The organism is Zunongwangia sp. HGR-M22, from assembly GCF_027594425.1.
Lineage (GTDB): Bacteria > Bacteroidota > Bacteroidia > Flavobacteriales > Flavobacteriaceae > Zunongwangia.
In genome coordinates, this window is sequence record NZ_CP115159.1 from 35,759 (window position 1) to 53,654 (window position 17,896).

14 protein-coding genes and 1 tRNA gene are annotated in these 17,896 nt (G+C 31.8%); 9 read left to right on the forward strand and 6 right to left on the reverse strand.

The features are described 5' to 3' along the window. The first annotated feature begins 63 nt into the window (after positions 1–63). A complete protein-coding gene (dusB, locus tag PBT91_RS00115; protein WP_270059783.1) occupies positions 64–1,056 on the forward strand; it encodes a tRNA dihydrouridine synthase DusB in 993 nt (330 codons plus the stop codon). A 155-nt stretch (positions 1,057–1,211) separates the two neighbouring features. Here dusB and PBT91_RS00120 read toward each other — a convergent pair whose 3' ends face one another. Together PBT91_RS00120 and rbfA are read right to left on the reverse strand one after the other, a co-directional pair. Continuing rightward, complete coding sequence (locus PBT91_RS00120; RefSeq protein WP_270059784.1) at positions 1,212–2,408, reverse strand: ABC transporter permease; 1,197 nt, start codon at positions 2,406–2,408, stop codon at positions 1,212–1,214. A 2-nt stretch (positions 2,409–2,410) separates the two neighbouring features. Further along, on the reverse strand, positions 2,411–2,803 hold the full coding sequence (gene rbfA, locus PBT91_RS00125) for a 30S ribosome-binding factor RbfA (RefSeq protein ID WP_270059785.1): 393 nt from the start codon (positions 2,801–2,803) through the stop codon (positions 2,411–2,413). 200 nt (positions 2,804–3,003) lie between these two features. On the opposite strand from rbfA, the gene mce reads away from it, so the two are divergent. The 7 genes from mce to PBT91_RS00160 all read left to right on the forward strand — a co-directional run bounded on the left by mce (position 3,004) and on the right by PBT91_RS00160 (position 10,291). Beyond that, complete coding sequence (gene mce / locus PBT91_RS00130; RefSeq protein ID WP_270059786.1) at positions 3,004–3,405, forward strand: methylmalonyl-CoA epimerase; 402 nt, start codon at positions 3,004–3,006, stop codon at positions 3,403–3,405. Between the two features lie 124 nt (positions 3,406–3,529). Then, positions 3,530–3,606, forward strand: a tRNA-Ile gene (locus PBT91_RS00135). Between the two features lie 309 nt (positions 3,607–3,915). Further along, complete coding sequence (locus PBT91_RS00140) at positions 3,916–4,830, forward strand: DUF4007 family protein (protein ID WP_270059787.1); 915 nt, start codon at positions 3,916–3,918, stop codon at positions 4,828–4,830. Then, a complete protein-coding gene (locus tag PBT91_RS00145) occupies positions 4,814–8,038 on the forward strand; it encodes a hypothetical protein (RefSeq protein WP_270059788.1) in 3,225 nt (1,074 codons plus the stop codon). The genes PBT91_RS00140 and PBT91_RS00145 overlap by 17 nt, the downstream gene beginning before the upstream one ends. Position 8,039: 1 nt before the next feature. Next, a complete protein-coding gene (locus PBT91_RS00150) occupies positions 8,040–9,170 on the forward strand; it encodes a phosphoadenosine phosphosulfate reductase domain-containing protein (protein ID WP_270059789.1) in 1,131 nt (376 codons plus the stop codon). Between the two features lie 12 nt (positions 9,171–9,182). Beyond that, a complete protein-coding gene (locus tag PBT91_RS00155; protein WP_270059790.1) occupies positions 9,183–9,908 on the forward strand; it encodes a hypothetical protein in 726 nt (241 codons plus the stop codon). Next, positions 9,908–10,291 (forward strand): nucleoside 2-deoxyribosyltransferase domain-containing protein, encoded by a 384-nt coding sequence (locus PBT91_RS00160; protein ID WP_270059791.1) that lies wholly within the window; start codon positions 9,908–9,910, stop codon positions 10,289–10,291. Before PBT91_RS00155 ends, PBT91_RS00160 begins: the two co-directional genes overlap by 1 nt. A gap of 9 nt (positions 10,292–10,300) precedes the next feature. Here the strand turns inward: PBT91_RS00160 and PBT91_RS00165 are convergent, their stop codons facing one another. After that, positions 10,301–11,668 carry a hypothetical protein gene (locus PBT91_RS00165; RefSeq protein ID WP_270059792.1) on the reverse strand — a complete coding sequence of 456 codons (1,368 nt, stop codon included), beginning with the start codon at positions 11,666–11,668 and terminating at the stop codon, positions 10,301–10,303. Positions 11,669–11,704: 36 nt separating this feature from the next. On the opposite strand from PBT91_RS00165, the gene PBT91_RS00170 reads away from it, so the two are divergent. Beyond that, positions 11,705–13,342: an NERD domain-containing protein gene (locus PBT91_RS00170; protein ID WP_270059793.1), complete on the forward strand. Its 1,638-nt coding sequence runs from the start codon at positions 11,705–11,707 to the stop codon at positions 13,340–13,342. On the opposite strand, the gene PBT91_RS00175 is transcribed toward PBT91_RS00170, so the two are convergent. From PBT91_RS00175 to PBT91_RS00185, 3 genes are read right to left on the reverse strand one after another with little or no spacing between them, the layout of a single operon-like run. Then, positions 13,315–15,132, reverse strand: a complete 1,818-nt coding sequence (locus tag PBT91_RS00175; RefSeq protein ID WP_270059794.1) for an ATP-binding protein — start codon at positions 15,130–15,132, stop codon at positions 13,315–13,317. The two genes, PBT91_RS00170 and PBT91_RS00175, sit on opposite strands and share 28 nt — an antisense overlap. Next, on the reverse strand, positions 15,132–16,751 hold the full coding sequence (locus tag PBT91_RS00180) for a DEAD/DEAH box helicase (RefSeq protein WP_270059795.1): 1,620 nt from the start codon (positions 16,749–16,751) through the stop codon (positions 15,132–15,134). Before PBT91_RS00180 ends, PBT91_RS00175 begins: the two co-directional genes overlap by 1 nt. Then, a complete protein-coding gene (locus PBT91_RS00185; RefSeq protein ID WP_270059796.1) occupies positions 16,720–17,775 on the reverse strand; it encodes a cysteine desulfurase family protein in 1,056 nt (351 codons plus the stop codon). Before PBT91_RS00185 ends, PBT91_RS00180 begins: the two co-directional genes overlap by 32 nt. Between the last annotated feature and the right edge of the window lie 121 nt (positions 17,776–17,896).

Genomic DNA, 17,896 nt, shown 5'->3' on the forward strand with positions numbered 1-17,896 from the left:
TAATTGAATTTTAAATACTTCAATCTTATTTACTAATTTTGCACTTTCTAAAAATAAAAGACTGTGGCGAAAATAGGAGATATAGATGTAGGAGAGTTTCCATTGTTGTTAGCACCAATGGAAGATGTGAGTGATCCACCTTTTAGAGCCTTGTGTAAAGAAGAGGGGGCTGATGTCGTGTATACCGAATTTATCTCTTCTGAAGGCTTAATACGCGATGCCGCCAAAAGCACCATGAAGCTAGATATTTACGAGAAAGAGCGGCCTGTTGGTATTCAGATTTTTGGTGCGAATCTAGAGAGCATGCTACAATCGGTTGAGATTGTAGAAAAATCGGGCCCAGATATTATAGATATTAATTTTGGATGCCCGGTAAAGAAAGTGGTATCTAAGGGTGCCGGTGCCGGGATTTTAAAAGATGTAGATCTAATGGTTTCCCTAACCGAAGCTATGGTTAAGCATACCAATTTGCCTGTAACGGTTAAGACGCGTTTAGGTTGGGATCACGATTCGATTAAAATTCTAGAAGTAGCAGAACGTTTACAAGATGTTGGCTGTAAAGCAATTTCTATCCACGGTCGTACCAGAGCACAAATGTATAAAGGTGAAGCCGATTGGAAACCGATTGCTGAGGTTAAGAATAATCCGCGTATGCATATTCCGGTTTTTGGAAATGGAGATGTTGATACTCCTGAAAGAGCTATGGAAATGCGCGATAAATATGGCTTAGATGGGGCGATGATTGGTAGGGCAAGCATTGGTTATCCATGGTTTTTTAGAGAAGTAAAGCATTATTTTAAAACCGGAGAACATTTAGCGCCACCAACATTGCAGGAGCGTGTAGAAGCTGCGAGAAGACACCTACAGATGTCTATAGATTGGAAAGGAGAGAAGCTTGGTGTTTTTGAAACTAGAAGGCATTATACTAACTATTTTAAGGGAATTCCTCATTTTAAGGAATATCGTATGAAAATGGTTACCAGCGATGACTCTGTTGATGTTTTTAAAGCTTTTGATGAAGTAGAGAGAGATTTTGCGGGCTACGAGTTTGGCTAGTAATAAAAAATTAGATCTCCACTGATAGATTAGAATGTAGAGAATAAAAGATAGACTAGGGAAGATTAATATTGTATAATTTACTGGTCTTTTTTGTTAAAAGCTGAAAGCGGTGGTTTTTCTTCTAAATGTTAACCGTAAGCTTATATTATTAACTATTCCGCTAGTGCTTTTTTGCTTCTACTCGCAGCCAAAAAAGAAGCAAATAATCCTAAAATTCCTATCGTAAGAATAACTGTTAAAATATTACTAATCTCGATACTTACAGGGTAAGGAAGGCTTGGAGTGATCATTACCAAATCAAATTGCATTTGCAGGTAGATAAGAATAAGAGAAAACAAAAGTCCGATTCCACCACCAATAGTGCACATCAACATGCCTTGCGTAAAGAAGATATTCTTTATTTGTTTAGGAGTTGCACCCAAACTTTGCAGTGTTTTTATATTATTTTTTTTATCTAAGATCACCATGATAATCGATCCCACAACGTTGAAAAGCGCGATAATTAGGACGAGGGTGAAAATTAAATAAACCGCCAAATTCTCGGTATTCAGCATTTTATAGAGTACTTCATTTAATTGAGCACGAGTCTTAATTTCAACATTATCGCCAAAAAACTTCAGAATATTCTCTTTTAGAATTTCTTCATCAGCTTCCGCAGACATTTTAATTTCTATGGCACTATATGTATTTTCATCTAAGTTTAGGAGACTTTGGGCAAAACTAATATTAGAAAAAACGTATTTTCCGTTGAGGTCTGAATTGATATTGTAGATCCCACTTACGATAACATTTTTTTGGTTGAATGCATCAGTAGGATTGGTAACTTGTCCTTTCCCCGGTTTGGGAACTATCAATCGCATTAAGTGATTATAATTAAATATTCCGGGATTTAATTTTCTGGAAATATCTGCGCCAATCACCACCTGAGGCTCGGAAGAAGTAAACCAAGTACCATCTACCGAACTATCGATTTGTGTGACCTGTTGGTAACGCTCATCCACACCTTTTATAAATGCCCAGGCTGTCTTTTCCTGATATTCTAAAATAACCCGCTCTTCAATTGTTTTTGTATAATTGGCTATACCTTCAATTTTATTAAAATCTGCTTCTTTTGTTTTAGAAAAAGCAATCGTTTTTCCTTTTTTTGGAATAACTTTTAAGTCAGGATCAAATTCATTAGAGAAAGCAAGACTAAATTCCCGTAAGCCAGAAAATCCAGATAAAACAATAAATAGAGAAAAAGCACCAGCAAAAACACCAATAGCTGCAATAATGGTGATTATATTAATTGCATTATTGCTGCTTTTAGAAAACAGGTAACGCTTGGCGATGTATAAAGGGAATCTCAAGTTTACGACTTTTTCCTACGCTCCAAAAGATCTGGATTGTTAATTGGGTCTTCCTTGCCTTGTAGTGATTTATCTATATTTTCAATATATTCTAAAGAGTCGTCTATAAAAAAGCTCAAATCTGGCATTTTGCGTAACTGATTTTTGGTACGCATCGCCATCTCATGCTTTATCTTATACTTTACTTCGTTTAATTCTTTTAAAATCTCCTCGGCATGTTTTTGCGGAAAAACACTAAGGTATGCTTTGGCTATACTAAGATCTGTTGTTACTTTAACTTTAGAAACAGAAATTAAAATTCCATTAATTCCGGCATCTCTTAAAAAATTATTTACAATTTCGGCCAGATCCTTTTGCAGTACGCCTCCTATTTTTTTCTGTCTATTTGTTTCCATGTTGCAAAAATAGTACTTTAAACTTAGCTGTAGATTTATTGAAGATAAGAATAATTATTTTAGTTGAATCTTTGCTCGATAATTGAGATTGCATGTGCTTATGGATGTCTCAGTATAAAAAGTAATTTATTAATTAAATTCCTCATTGAGTTGCTCTTAGTAAACTTACTGAAATTAGGATGGATTTTAAATAATTTATAATGAAAAAGATTGAACATATAGGTATTGCCGTTAGTGATCTAGAAGCGGCCAATAAAACTTATGAAGCTTTAATGGGAAAGCAAAATTATAAAACTGAAGCGGTTTTAGCTGAGGGCGTAAATACTTCGTTTTTTGAAATAGGAGAAAGTAAGATCGAATTATTAGCAGCAACTTCAGCCGATAGTGCGATTGCAAAATCTATTTTGAAAAGAGGGGAAGGCATGCATCATATCGCTTTTGCGGTAGATGATATCCAATCTGAGATACTTAGGCTAAAAAATAAAGGTTTTCGACTTTTAAATGAAGAACCGAAAAAGGGCGCGGATAATAAGTTGATAGCCTTTATACATCCCAAAGATGCCAACGGAGTTTTAATCGAGCTTTGCCAAGAAATAGAGTAAATTTTTAAAGGAAGTGCTTTATCTTCAAAGGATTGAATGTTAGGTATCCACTAATTTAAAAAAATGTTTGGCACATAACAGAGATTTATCTAAATTTGCGCACCCATAAGTAAAATTATGGACTGGTCCTATAGCTCAGCTGGTTAGAGCACTTGACTCATAATCAAGGGGTCCCTGGTTCGAGCCCAGGTGGGACCACCAGTAAAATCAAGGCTTCAGCGCATTCTATGTTCTGAAGCTTTTTTATTTGCACGCAATTTGCACGCAGATTGAATATAAATAAAATTTGATATTAAAACAAGGTATTTAATATCAAATTCGATATATCAATATTTGATTCAACATAATATCGATCAAGTATATTTAATTATTAATTGATTGTATTTTTATTGGAAATAATCCTATTTTTACATGGAAATAATCCGTAATTGATGATTTGTGAATAAAAAGGTTTAAGTAAATGGAGACATGTCTCCATTTAAAATGTAAATTGCAATAAAATTTATTTTTATGCCAAATTTACGCTTCTCGGGTCATGATACATTTCATTGTCGTGAACAGTGGTTATTAAAGGGTTTGGAACTAATTGATAATAAGAATGATAGGCTGGGTTTTGATGGTGGTATCTCAAATTTTAAAAGTAATGCAGCTATCCCTGAGTTAGGAGTAGGTAAAAATATGGTGCGTTCAATTTTACATTGGATGAAGGCTTTTAATGTTATTGATGATGATCAAAATGAAAAAGGTAGACTGGCAAATATTCTATTTAAAGAATTAGAATTGGATCCTTATTTGGAAAATGAGGGATCTTTATGGTTAATGCAGTACTACTTATGTTCTACTGGGTATGCGTCTATTTTTCCCTTCATATTTCGTGACTATTTTTCAGACAAGGCGAGTTTAGAATTTTCTGAAACTCAGATAAAATCTTTCCTACACCGAGAAATTGAAAGAAACAATCAAAAATCAGTTACAGATAAAACTTTAAATTCCGATTTTAAAGTTTTTATTAAAACTTACGTTGCTCCCAAAAAAAATATAAAAACTGTGGAGGATGATTTTAATACTCCTTTACTTGCCCTTAATTTAGTTTTAAATACGAATAGGAGGAATGAGAATAATGAGTTCGTTTATCGTATTAACAGGAGTTTTCATTCTTCTTTAACACCTGAAATTTTCGGTTACTGTCTTTTAAATGAGTTTCCTAATGAAGCGGTTGTAAATTTTGATAAAATTCGGTTGACAATTGCCTCTTATTTGTGTTTATCAATAGAAGGTTTAGAAATCATGATAGATAAACTGTGTGATGCTTATTCTCAATTTGTCTATAAAGATGATGCAGGAGTAAGACAAATTCAATTTAAAGATTACTCTGAAAATTTTATGATCAACCTTTTGAGAAAGCATTATGAGTTACATAGCTAATATTTCAACTAATATACTTAGAGATGAGGAGAAGGATATAGAATATATTGTTACTCCGAATACAAAAGAAATATTCGAAAGAATTTTCATATATAATCATGGGGCAAGTAAGTCTTTTAACTTAATTGGAAACTATGGTACTGGAAAATCTACCTTCCTTTGGGCTCTAGAGAAAAATCTAAATAATGAAAAACTATTCTTTGCTAATTTCGAGTCGAGCAAAGATATAGAAGGTTATCAAGTTGTTAAAATGGTTGGTAGTAATGAGCCGTTTTCGGAAGCGATCTCTAAGGCTTTAAAATTGAAGAATATTACTAGTGATAATATTTTAACTTCCTTAAGAAAAAAAAGAGATAAAGCTCATGAAAAGAAGCTCGGTTTTGTATTAGTTGTTGATGAGTTTGGGAAGTTTTTAGAAAACGCTTCAAGAAATAATGCATTAGACGAACTTTATTTACTTCAACAAATTTCAGAGTGGACTAATGATGAAAATTTTGAATCCTATTTCATAATCACTCTTCATCAGACCTTTTCCTCATATGGTAAAAATTTATCCAACCAAGATAAGTTAGAATGGGAAAAGGTAAGAGGTAGATTTGTAGATCTAATCTTTAATGAACCAGTAGAGCAATTAATATTTTTTGCTAGTAAGAAATTAGATGAGTTTAAACTACCTGTTAAACTCAAAAGCAATTTTAAAAAATTAAATTCATTGATTCAAGAATCGGGTTTGGTTAATTCAAGCGTTAATTCTGATCTAACTGAATCACTATTTCCTTTAGATTGGTTGTCTACAAACGTGTTAGTTAATTCTCTACAACGTTATGGACAAAATGAGCGATCATTATTTTCTTTCTTGAACGATGATTCTAAGTATGCTATTAGAAAGCAGAAGGGAGGTTTCTTTCCGGTCTCAAAGGTTTTTGAATATCTAGTACACACCATGCCAGCAGAAATCAATAGCCCAGAGAATCCTCATCGGCCACAATGGTATTCTTCATTTAGGGCTTTAGAAAGAGCGGAATTAATTTTTGAGGCTGATTATTCAGTAGCAACAGAAGTAATAAAAACGATTGGCTTAGTGAATATTTTTGCGAAAGCTGGAGGGCGTTTCGATAGAAAGTTTTTAATAGAATATTTTAGACTAACAAAGGATGTTGATATTACTGAAGTTGTAGAGAAATTATTATCGGCTTCTATTATAAGATTCTATAAGCATAGTAAAAAGCTGAATTTTTTAGAGGGAACCGATATTGACCTAGAGCAAGAATTAATTTCTATTGGAAAGGAAATTAATCCAAATTTTTCAGTTAGTGATGAGATAGGTAATCTTATAGATTATCCTATTGAATTGGTTAAGAAGTATACCTTCGATAAAGGAACTCCTAGATTTTTCGAATATCGATTAACTAAAAGTGAAGAGATAAATGATGTGAAACCAGCTGTTGGAGCCATTGATGGTTATATCAACTTAATTTTTGAAGAGGTTGATGTAAAAAAACTTCTTAAGGTTTCTAAGACCAAACCCGGGAATATTTTCGTTGTTTACAATAATTCTGCCCAGATTAAAGATGAACTTTTCAAGATCAAGCAATTTGATCTTTTGCTTGAAAAACATCAAGAAGATAAAAATGCTTTAAAATTATTGAATGATGAAAGGCAATTCCATCTCAATAATTTAGAATCATTGGTGGTGAGCCAAATGTTTGAAAAAGAAATTAATGTTTGGATTCACATGGGCCAATTAGAGGAGGTGTCAAACAAGCAAAGATTATATAAATGGTTGGCAGAGATTTGTGATGAAATTTATTCTAAAGCTCCAGTGCTCAAAAATGAATTAATTAACAAAGAGTATTTAAGTGCTCCAATTAATGCAGCGAGGAAAAACTTCATTAGAGCTTTATTAAGTTCGAGTTCGAAAGAAAAGCTTGGTTTTGAAGATTTTAAATTTCCGCCTGAAAAAGCTATTTATATAAGCTTGTTAAAGAAATCTGGAATACATAAGAAAAACGAGAATTTAGGCTATTATGAATTATCTGCACCTGAAAATGATTCAAATCTTTATGTGCTTTGGAATGAGAGTGAGAAGTTCCTAAAGTCAACTCTTGCTAACAAACGGAACTTAAATGAGTTACTCGATTTATTAATGGAGCCTCCTTTTAAGCTAAAAAAAGGTTTGATTGACTTTTGGTTACCTACATTTTTAATCGCAAAGCAGGAGGATTTTGCTCTGTTTCATATTGATGGAGGTTATATACCTTATTTAGATGAAGATGTACTAGATTTAATTCATAAGAAGCCAGAAAACTTCTTGATCAAAAGTTATGATGTTTCAGGATTAAAGGTGAATCTTTTAGAGAGCTATAAGGAAATTGTCCAAGGGGATAATTTAAAAGATAAAGGAACACAATCGGTATTCCTTTCTATTTTTAGTAATTTTTTGAGATTTCAAAGAGGGTTAAATAGTTATTCTTTGAAAACAATGAAGCTTTCGAATAAGGCCATTGCTTTAAGAAAAGCAATAGTTGATGCAAAAGATCCAGAAGATGCGCTTTTCAATTTATTTCCGGAAGCTTTAGGTTATCATGGAATGTCGATCAAGGAAGATGAGAAAGTTTTGGAAAGTTTTTCCAAACAAATTCAAGATGCTATTCGGGAGCTACGTAATTCTTATGGAGAATTGTTAAATAGAATTGAGAAGACGATCATTTCTTCATTCTATTGTAAAAGTGAAGTTTTCGAAAAGTATAAGGAAGAAATTTTTTCTAAGCTTGCAGATGTAGATTCAAATACGCTTGGAGAAATTCAAAATATATTTTACAAACGATTAATTTCTCCTTTAGATGATCGAGCAAGTTGGTTAAAATCTGTGGCAGATGTTGCCTTAGGGAAAAATATAGATGAACTAATTGACGAAGAAGAGCCATTGCTATTGAAAACCATCGAAGATCTATGTGATGGTCTAATTAAGGCGGGAGAAATTCACTCTTTTAACAAAGCATCTAATCAAGAGAAATTATTTTCTTTTCGTTTCTACAATGAAACTGGAAAGCCAATAGAAGAAAAACTTATTGTAAATCAAAATAGTAGTGATTCTGATATATTAAGCAGAATTAAGACAGATATCGATAAATTGATCGAAAATCTTGAGTCTAAAAAAAGAAAAGAAGTTTTGATTGAATTACTATCCAAAAATATGGAAGTCTAATATGGGAAAAGTAAATCACGTTTTAGGAATATCTGGAGGGAAAGATAGTGCCGCTCTTGCAATTTACATGAGTAAAAATTATCCTCAATTGGATATTGAATATTATACTTGTGACACTGGAAAGGAGTTAAAAGAAACTTATGACTTAATAAAAAAGTTGAATTCTAAACTTGGTAAGAATATTAAGTTGTATAAGTCAATGAATGAGGAAAACTCACCTCTCAAAAATCCTTTCGATCACTTTCTAGCTTTATATGGGGGGTATTTGCCTTCACCTATGGCTAGGTGGTGTACAAAAAAAATGAAACTAAAGCCGTTTGAGGATGAAGTAGGAGATACGCCAACCATTTCATATGTAGGGATCCGTGGAGATGAAAATCGTGAAGGTTATATTTCCAAGAAAGAGAATATACAGACCATCTTCCCTTTTAGAAAAAACATTTGGAGCGAAGATGTAATTAAAAAGGTCCTTTCAAATTCAAACATTGAACAGATTGTCAAATATTACAAAAACAATGTTTCTACCTCTGGGCTCTTAGAAAATATATTAGCCTATGTTGAGCAACCTATTTCGGTTCAATTTACTCAAAAACAGAAATTAAATGCACTTTTAGATGCTGATGTAAAAGCGTTTAATAAGGTAGTATTTGAATTTTTAAAAACTACCGACTATCCTATTGGTCAGTTAGATGAGTTTCCTTTAGTTGATAATTCCGATAACTTAGGTATTGAAGATATTTTTAAGCTTTTAGAGGATAGTGGTGTAGGTATTCCTGCTTATTACAAGCCAATTGAATACCAAGTTGAGATTGATGGAGAAATTAAAACTGGAACTTACTCCCGGAGTAGATCCGGATGTTTCTTTTGTTTCTACCAGCAAAAGATTGAGTGGGTTTGGTTGTTAGAGCAACATCCTGAACTATATGATAAGGCGGTGGAATATGAAAAAGAAGGATATGCATGGGCAGAAGAAACTTTGGAAGAGCTAAGAAAGCCAGAAAGAGTGAAAGCAATTAAAAAGGAGCATTACCTAAGAACCTTACGTCAAGAGAAAAGGTCTAGAACGAATTCTTCTTGGCAAGATGAAATTTTACAAGCCGAAGGAGAAGGGTGCGCCAGTTGCTTTATTTAATTGCAATAAATAATGGGAGATATAATTAGTTCATTAAAGGAATTTATCTGGGATATAATTGGTTATCTAATTCCAGGTTTTTTACTAATTCTAATGTTCAACTTCATTATAGTACCAGGATTGATATGGGACAATAATTTTCTTTTCAACTGGGAGTTATTTATGCCTAGTCTAATAGTCGTATTATCCTATTGCTTAGGTTTTGTTGTCTATTCTTTAACCATTTTTAAGGTAAGGAATCAAGATATTATAGTCGATTTTTTAAAAAGGAAATTTGATTCGAATTTGAATAATGAGAGAGCGAAACAAAGATTCAATAGTTATATCGGATCTAAGCATAGCAGGTATTGGGAATTAAGTTTTTTAAAATCTTCAACAATAGAATCTGCAAAAACTTTTTTAAAAAATGAAGGTTATGAGAATGTTGATCAAATGAAAATTAATGAGATGAGAAATATTTTAATGTCACGAAATCCTGAAATGGATGATAAGGTTTATACTTTTATGTTCAGATCGTCTGTTTTCGATCATGTCTCAACAATTTTGATGTTGGTATGCTTTATTGCCTTAGTTCAATTAACTCTATTTTGGATAGGAACGGAAATACAAATCATAAAAATAGAAAAAAGCTATCTGGTATTATACTTTATCTTTTTAGGCTTAATACCTTTATTAGGCAATAGTAAAAGAATGTTTCGATCAATTTCACAAAGAATTCCATTTTCAAATTTAAATTAATGCAAAACAAAATTTATTTAGCTGGTGGTTTCAAAGGAGAGTGGCAAGAAAAAGTTATTAATAATCTTGGAAACGATTTTTTTATTTTTAATCCAGCTAAACACGATCTAGAAAACCCCACTGAATATACTAATTGGGATTTATTTCATGTTGAAAAATGCGATATACTTCTTGGATATATGAGTCAAGATAATCCTTCTGGTTATGGTTTGGCTTTAGAAATTGGTTATGCAAAAGCCAAAAATAAATTGATAATATTGATAGATGAAAGATCTCCAAGAGATAAGAAATTTGAGAGATACTTTGCCATATGTCATGAATCTTCAAATATAATATTAGATTCCTTAGAGGATGCCATTAGATATTTGAAGGGATTTATATAGTTGTAACATCTATATGTGTTTATAAACTATCTCCTCAAAATTTTTTAATGGTATAAGACTAATTAATGGTTCCTCCAACTTAATATATTTATATATTGAATTTAGATCGCTGTAATTTCGAATACTCAAAATGTCTTCTGTTCTAGGAATTAAACTAATGTAGTTCCTTCTGTAAAACGCTTTTATCGGCATTACAATATTGGGGTTATTGGATGAATGAGGTTCTATATTTTCATTCCAGGCTTTTTCAAATTTATATTTCAATTCATCTATTGAAATTTTTATCTCTCTGTTTTCATTATAAATCCTGTATAAGCTAAGAAGTAGGATAATTTGATGTGGCGCAATCTTTCCTCTGGCTTTATCTCGTTTTAATCTTCTAATAAAGTTAGCGATGCCTGATTTTTCATTTTTAAATTCATGCTCTTCGTTACCAATATAAAATATCACTTCACTATGTCGTGGCTTTGAATAGGTGAAGTTTTTATCAAAATGGCAAATCCAATCGTATAAAATATTTACGATAAGTTCTTTTTTCAATTCCCAACTGCGGGGAGTTGGGACAGTTGTAGTGTTGGTTTGAATCCATCGTAAGACACTACCATATCTCATAGATTGTTCTTCTGCAATATTTTGCTTAAGAGCAATGATGAATGGATGAGAATTGAATTTTAATCCTAATAATTGATCAAAATTATTTCTATCCAAACTGTCAGGTAATTCATATAGTGCTAAATCATGTGCAGCGTATAATAATTCCTCATTAGTTGAGTTTTCTAGGCGCGAATAAGTGTTATAAAGATTATCGACTGTTCTGCTCATTGGCAAATCGGACAGTAAGAATTTATTTTGAAGTTTTTCTTCAAGACTTTTTATAATATATGGCTCTTGAGGCTCTTCAATTTTGCCAATCTTTTCAACCTGCGCTGCTATTTTGGAATATAGACTATCATTTAAATACTGGCTCTCTTTTAAGATTTGGTTGAAATATTTAATGGTATTAAATTCGATTTTTTCCTTTAAACCATTTAGCTCATAATTAAACCTTCCGTTTTCACCAATACCTTTGTTTGTTATGTTTGCAGAACCAAATAATACGGAACCATTGTCATTCCACATTACTTTCATATGTAGACGTGTATTTCTGAATAGTGCAATTTGATTTTCCTGGCAATAATCGTAAACTTCGAGATCAGAAACTTCCTTGCAAAGGTCAAGAATTTCCCATCTCACAATGATTCGTTTTACATTTTTAGATCTGTTAATTTTTTTAATTTCATCTAGTTTTATATAAGCTGAAAAAATAGTAACTTTTTCATTAGAATCAACGAATTCTATCGCGCTAGATTCTAGGTTAGTTCCACTGATATATAACATTCGGACGGTTTGTTTTAATAAAAATATCTATAATAAATGATTTATCCAGAATTTTTTCCGGAAGAAAGAAATAATGAATTTTCTGAAAAGAAAGTTTTTGAGAGATTAAAAAGTATTTCTGAAAAATACGATGTCTTTTACTCTAAGCGATTTGTAACCGATGGAGTTGGTAAAAAATCTGAATTCGAAATCGATTTTATAATAGCAGATCCTTGTAAGTCAATTGTTTGTTTAGAGGTAAAAGGAGGAATGATCAATTATGACGGGGTTTCGGATAAATGGTATCAAAATAGTCAACGAATGAATAAAAGACCAGACTCTCAAGCAAGTTCAGCTGCGCATTCTCTTGCCAATAATTATAAAAGTTTAATTACTGATATGCCCGTTGGTTGGGGTTTATGCTTTCCTGATTGTTCAATTGCCAATAAAAATTCTTTACCCAGTGCCATTCATAAAGATCAATTAATTGATCAAGACCAGCTACACTATATAGCAGATTCTTTACCGTACCTTTTTGATTTTATTAAGCAGCAGAATCCGTCAAGAAATGGGGTAAGGAAATGGCAATATGAAAAATTTAAAAGCTTGTTGCTACGAGGAATCGGTTTTGTTCAAATCTTAAGTACCAGGATAAAATACGATGAACAAAGATTTGTTGAGCTTACGGATTATCAATTAGGTTTATTCCAACGAGCCACATCCAATAAAAATATTGTGACAAAAGGGCCAGCTGGATCTGGTAAAACTATAGTTGCAAAGACCTTAGCAAAGGATTTTCTAGCGGATGGTAAAACTGTACTTTTTTTATGTTTTAATCGAACACTTGCGAATAAAATTAGATATGAGTTTGATAGGAATCAAGAGGGTTTAGAGGTGAAAACTTTCCATTCGTTCGCAAGAAACATTATTGAGAAATTTGATCCTGATTGGTGGAGTGAAAATTCAAGTAAGGAAGAAGAGTTCTGGAATCTTGAGGTTCCGATGAAATTAGAGGAGTATATAAATCTTGGAGAGCAAAAGTTTGATGTTCTAATCATAGATGAAGGTCAAGATTTTAAAGAATTTTGGTACGAGATATTATTCAATCAGATTAAAGATGAGGGAAAAAAATTTATCTTTTTAGATGCAATGCAAAATATATTTAAGCACTATTCTACTATACCTAATTCTATTAATTTCTTTCATTATGAATTACCTGAAAATTGTCGAAATACGCAGAATATTATTAAATATCTTTCTAAGCATTCAGGGTCTGAAATAGAATATTTTGAGAAAACCCCAATTGGTTCGAAAGTAGAAATAAGATCATTTAATGATAAAGATGAAAATTTGAGGTTTTTGCGGGATGAAATTTCATCTCTATTAAAACAAGAGAATATTGATCCTGCACAAATTCTTATTCTTTTGAATTCTAAGAAGGCAGATAGCTCTATTTCAGAATTGGATACTATAGATGAACTACCATTGAGGTCTTTGGATAACAAAGCTAGGTTTCAAAAAAACACTATAAACTATACAACAATAAATACTTTCAAAGGATTGGAGGCAGATATAGTATTTATTTTGGATTCGCATCTAATCGATGAAAAAAATAAACCCGAGAAGCTTTATACTGAAGCTTCTCGGGCTAGGCATAAATTATATAATTATTCTATAAATAAATCTTCAATGTAATCATCTAAAGATATTGATAATGTATTTTTAAATTTTTTGAGATATTTGGTAATATTTCGGTCATCTGATTTGTTTGATATCTCTGCTTTAACCAAAGAACAAATCAATAGCCGTATTGACCTAAGTTTCTTTAAATTTTCAGGTTTACTAGTGTCATCTTCTAATTTAGATATAAAGTAAATGTAAAAAGGATGATTATAATTAATTTCAATCAAAGTCGCTATACCCGGAATATTTGTAAATGAATATAGGTCTGTTTCACCTAAATCGGAATAAACAAATATATATTTGTCACTGATACTTAAGGCCCAATTTACTCGTGATTCGATTTCTTTACTAGTAAGGCTTTCATATCTTTCTTTAATCCAATCATATAGAAATTGTTTATTCTTATCTGTAGGTTTCTCTTCAGGTTTTTCGTCATGACCAGGTTCTGTAGGACCTATAGGGGTCTTATCAATGTCACCTTTTTTTCCTCCCTTTTCTTTATTATTTATTTGATGGTATTGTGAATTTATCTCCTTTTTTAATGTAGATATATTGTTAGAGATAGTTTCTGAAATCCAGGTAAGTATTTCATGACTATCATTCTCTTCATCTGCATCAAGAAATTTAATATTAGAAGCTTGCTGCTTTTTATTGTCTATACCAATTATGGTGTCTAAAACTGGTTCTGTTTTGATCTCGACTGACCACCATCTTAAAGTCTGGTCAGAGACATCTCCAATAAATCCATAATCCCCATTATCAATCTCTCTGTTAGCCCTAACTATAGAAATGTTGTTATATCCTCTTGTGAATGGAATATTACGCTTTTTGTAAGTTTTTCCAAAGCTAGTGTCTCCTGGATTATGAATAGTTTCTCTATATCTTTCCTCTAGCTTGACGTGTGAAAAGGCGATCTCAACCTTTGTTTTGACTTTCTCTAATTGATTATGAGAATTTGGAATTTCAATTTCAAATTCTTTTTCCTCAATTCTTCCTAAAAGTTTATTCGTTGGATGATTGAAATTTTTAAATTCATCCTCCATTTGCGTATTTGGCATCAAGAACATTGGATCAAAAGGTTTTACCTCTCGAATGGATTGAGCCAAGTTTAAATCATAATTTTTTCCATTAAAATCATAAACTAAAACATTCAATTTAGTTTTTGTTAATTGCTCATTATTACTTTGAAAACCAGATAAATAATATCTGAAAATTCTTCCCGCTAGACGATTAATGTTTTCAACTAATAATCGAATAGTTTTAGGTCTTATGTTGTTAGGATCCACCCACCTAACAATTGTACCCGTGTTTGAAAGCTTATAGTCTGTTTTATGGAACAATTCAATATCAATCGAATTAGATTCTTCTACTTCGGGTAGATATGGTTCTTGAGTTAAGTGAATTTCATTTAGGTCTATATAGTTATATAATAACTTTGAATCTTTTTTGGTGTAAACCTCTACTCTTTGTGTTTGGGATATTGATGCATTGGGTAGACCTTGACCGTATTTCCCCAATCCCTTTTTTGCACCTCCTCTTGTTCCACTATTCATCATTAAGGCTTTGTCAAAGGTATTTCTATCCATACCTTCTCCGTTATCTACAATTAACAACTCAGAAATTGTGGATGAGCTTTTATTTGTGTTATTAACTATTATAACATCAATATTGTCCGCACCTGCCTGGATGCTATTATCTATTATCTCAGCGATAGCATATACTGAGTTTTTATATCCGTTATTTTGTAGGTCTAAAATATTTGCCGTACCCATTAGCGGACGGCGTACTTTTGTTTCAATCATTATCTCCAAAAATTATTAAATGAGTTAAATAAATCGTCATAATCACCATGATTTAAGTTATCCTTAATCGTATATAATGTGTTTTGACTATTACCTTTTCCGTTGTAGGGTCCCCTCAAAATTCTACCTACCATTTGAGAATACATTACAATTGAGTCTATTGGGCGAGCAATAATGCAAACATTAGTCTTGGGTGCATCAAATCCAGTCGTTAAAACACCATAATTTAATAGTACATTCAAGTTTCCATCTCGAAAATCAGAAATGATAGCCTCCCTGTTTTTGGTGCCTTGGTCAATGATTTCTGAAACTATGTCGTTATACTTTAGTATAGTTTTCAAAATTTTATTATGGTCTAGGCCACATGTAAAAACTAAAATTTTTTCATTTTTTTCTACATGTTCCTTGATTATGTTTATGATACTAGCATTTCTTTTTGGATCTTTAGTTAATGTTTTAAGGGTGGATTTTTTAAATTTAAATCTTCCTCCTTGAAAATCAGAAATACCATTACTGATCGAAGTTTGAGACACAATATCGTTTCTCTCTATTTTTGCTAAAAATTTGCGTTTAACCAAATAATCTATAGGCTTATCAATGGTTGAATAGTATTCATCCATTAAAGTAATTTTATTGTTATCGTAATACTTAGACAATCCATAATTTTTTACCGATTCATCTTTTGAGCCTGATCCTGGCGTAGCTGTAAGGCCAATTAGATTTACGGCATTATTTTGGACGAAATAATCTAGGGCCTTGATCCACTGAGATGCAATAGATCTATGGGCTTCATCTACAACTACCAAGTAATTATCATTTCTAATTTTTTCCCATATCGGAGTTTTGTAATTAATAAGTAATTTTTGAATAGATGTGAAAATTATTGCCGAATCGTCTAAAATACTTGGGTTGATATTATGATGACCGTAAAAATGACCAAAGGAAATATTATTAGTGCCTTTTTTATTATATATAGATTTTAAGGTTTCATATGCTTGTATACATAGTTCTTCTGACTGGGCTACCCACAAGATTTTAAGCTTTTCATTTAATAGTGTGAAACTGGAATGCAATCGTATAAAATCAATAATTATTTCTGCTGCAGTCCTAGTTTTACCTGCACCTGTCGGCATATGAATAAGAAATTTCTTCTTATTTCTATATATTAAGTTTATAACTTTACGTCGAATTCTTTCTTGGTAATCATGTAAAGTTGTGTCGCATTCAGAATTTAATTGAAGCTTGTATTCTATAGTTGGTGTCTCAGGTAATTTTAAATCATAATAATCTATTAGACAATCTCTCAACTTATTATCGGATAATTGTTCTGAATGGATTTGAATAACGTCCTGAGTTATTTGATCAATAAGATTTTTATTGAATAACTTTAAATCATTTATAAGTTTTTTATTATATATAATATTAGGGAATTCCGATATTAATATTTCATTTAAATCAATATCATCGGTAGAAAATATTTCATGATATTTTGATATACCCTCTATGAAATCTTTACCGAGGTAAGTTAATTTTCTACCCTGTGGGATATGATTTAAAAGATCATTAATTTTTATCTTCTGACTATTATTAGAAACTGATCCTAAGTACTTTTTCTGCATTTTTTATTTTTAATGCGTTTAAAACGTGAGATTGTTGGATAATTTCAGAATTACAAGCACTACCGGTAGATGCTAAAAATTCTTTGGATTTCATCATTAAAAATTCATCGGCTTCAAAATTATTTAAAGTAATACTAAGAATGTGAGGAGCTGTTTCAATATCCTTAAAATTCACTATGCCGATTGCATTTGCCGTAAAATGTTTTTCCAGTTCTTCCTTTTTAGTTTTTAAGGAGAGAAAATTTTCTTTAAATTCAGACTTCGCTATTTCACAAGCTTTACCAAGTCCAATAATTAATGGGCTATTGTAAGTGCCTCCTCTTAGACCTTTTTCTTGTCCTCCTCCATGAATAAGTGGAGTAATCTCAATTTCAGGTTTCTTATATAGAACTCCTATTCCTTTAGGACCATATAATTTGTGTCCACTAAAGCAAAGCATGTCAACATAAATTTCTTGAAGATCCACAGGAATTTTTCCTATAGCTTGAGTCGCATCTGAAAAGAAGGTGATATTGGTTGATTGGGCGATTTTGCCAATTTCCTTGATTGGCTGAATTATACCAGTCTCATTATTCACCCACATTATGCAAATAAGGAAAGTGTTTTCTTGAATACTGGTTTTTAAATCTTCTAAATCAATTAAGCCATTTTTATCTACATCAAGATATGTTACTTCTATGCCTTTTGTTTCTAAATACTCGCAAGTATTTAAAACAGCCTTATGTTCAGTTTTAACGGTAATTATATGATTCCCCTTACAAGAATTGGCTTCGACAAATCCTTTCAATGCGAGGTTGATGGATTCAGTTGCACCTGATGTGAAAATGATTTCGTCCTCGAAACAATTCAGAAGACTAGACACTTGACGTCGAGATTTTTCAATAGCTTTTTTTGCAATTTTCCCAAATTCGTGTTGGCTCGAAGCATTACCATATAATTCCGAAAAATAAGGAAGCATTTCTTTTATAACACGATGATCAACTTTTGTAGTTGAAGCATTATCGTAATAAATTGGATCAATCACCTTCAGTTTATTGAATAAAGTATTAGAAAATTAATGAGTAGGGTAGAAAAATTACACAAGTTTAATATTTCTTTAATAGAACTCCAATATTTTGAGATCTTATCTTATTAAGATACTATCA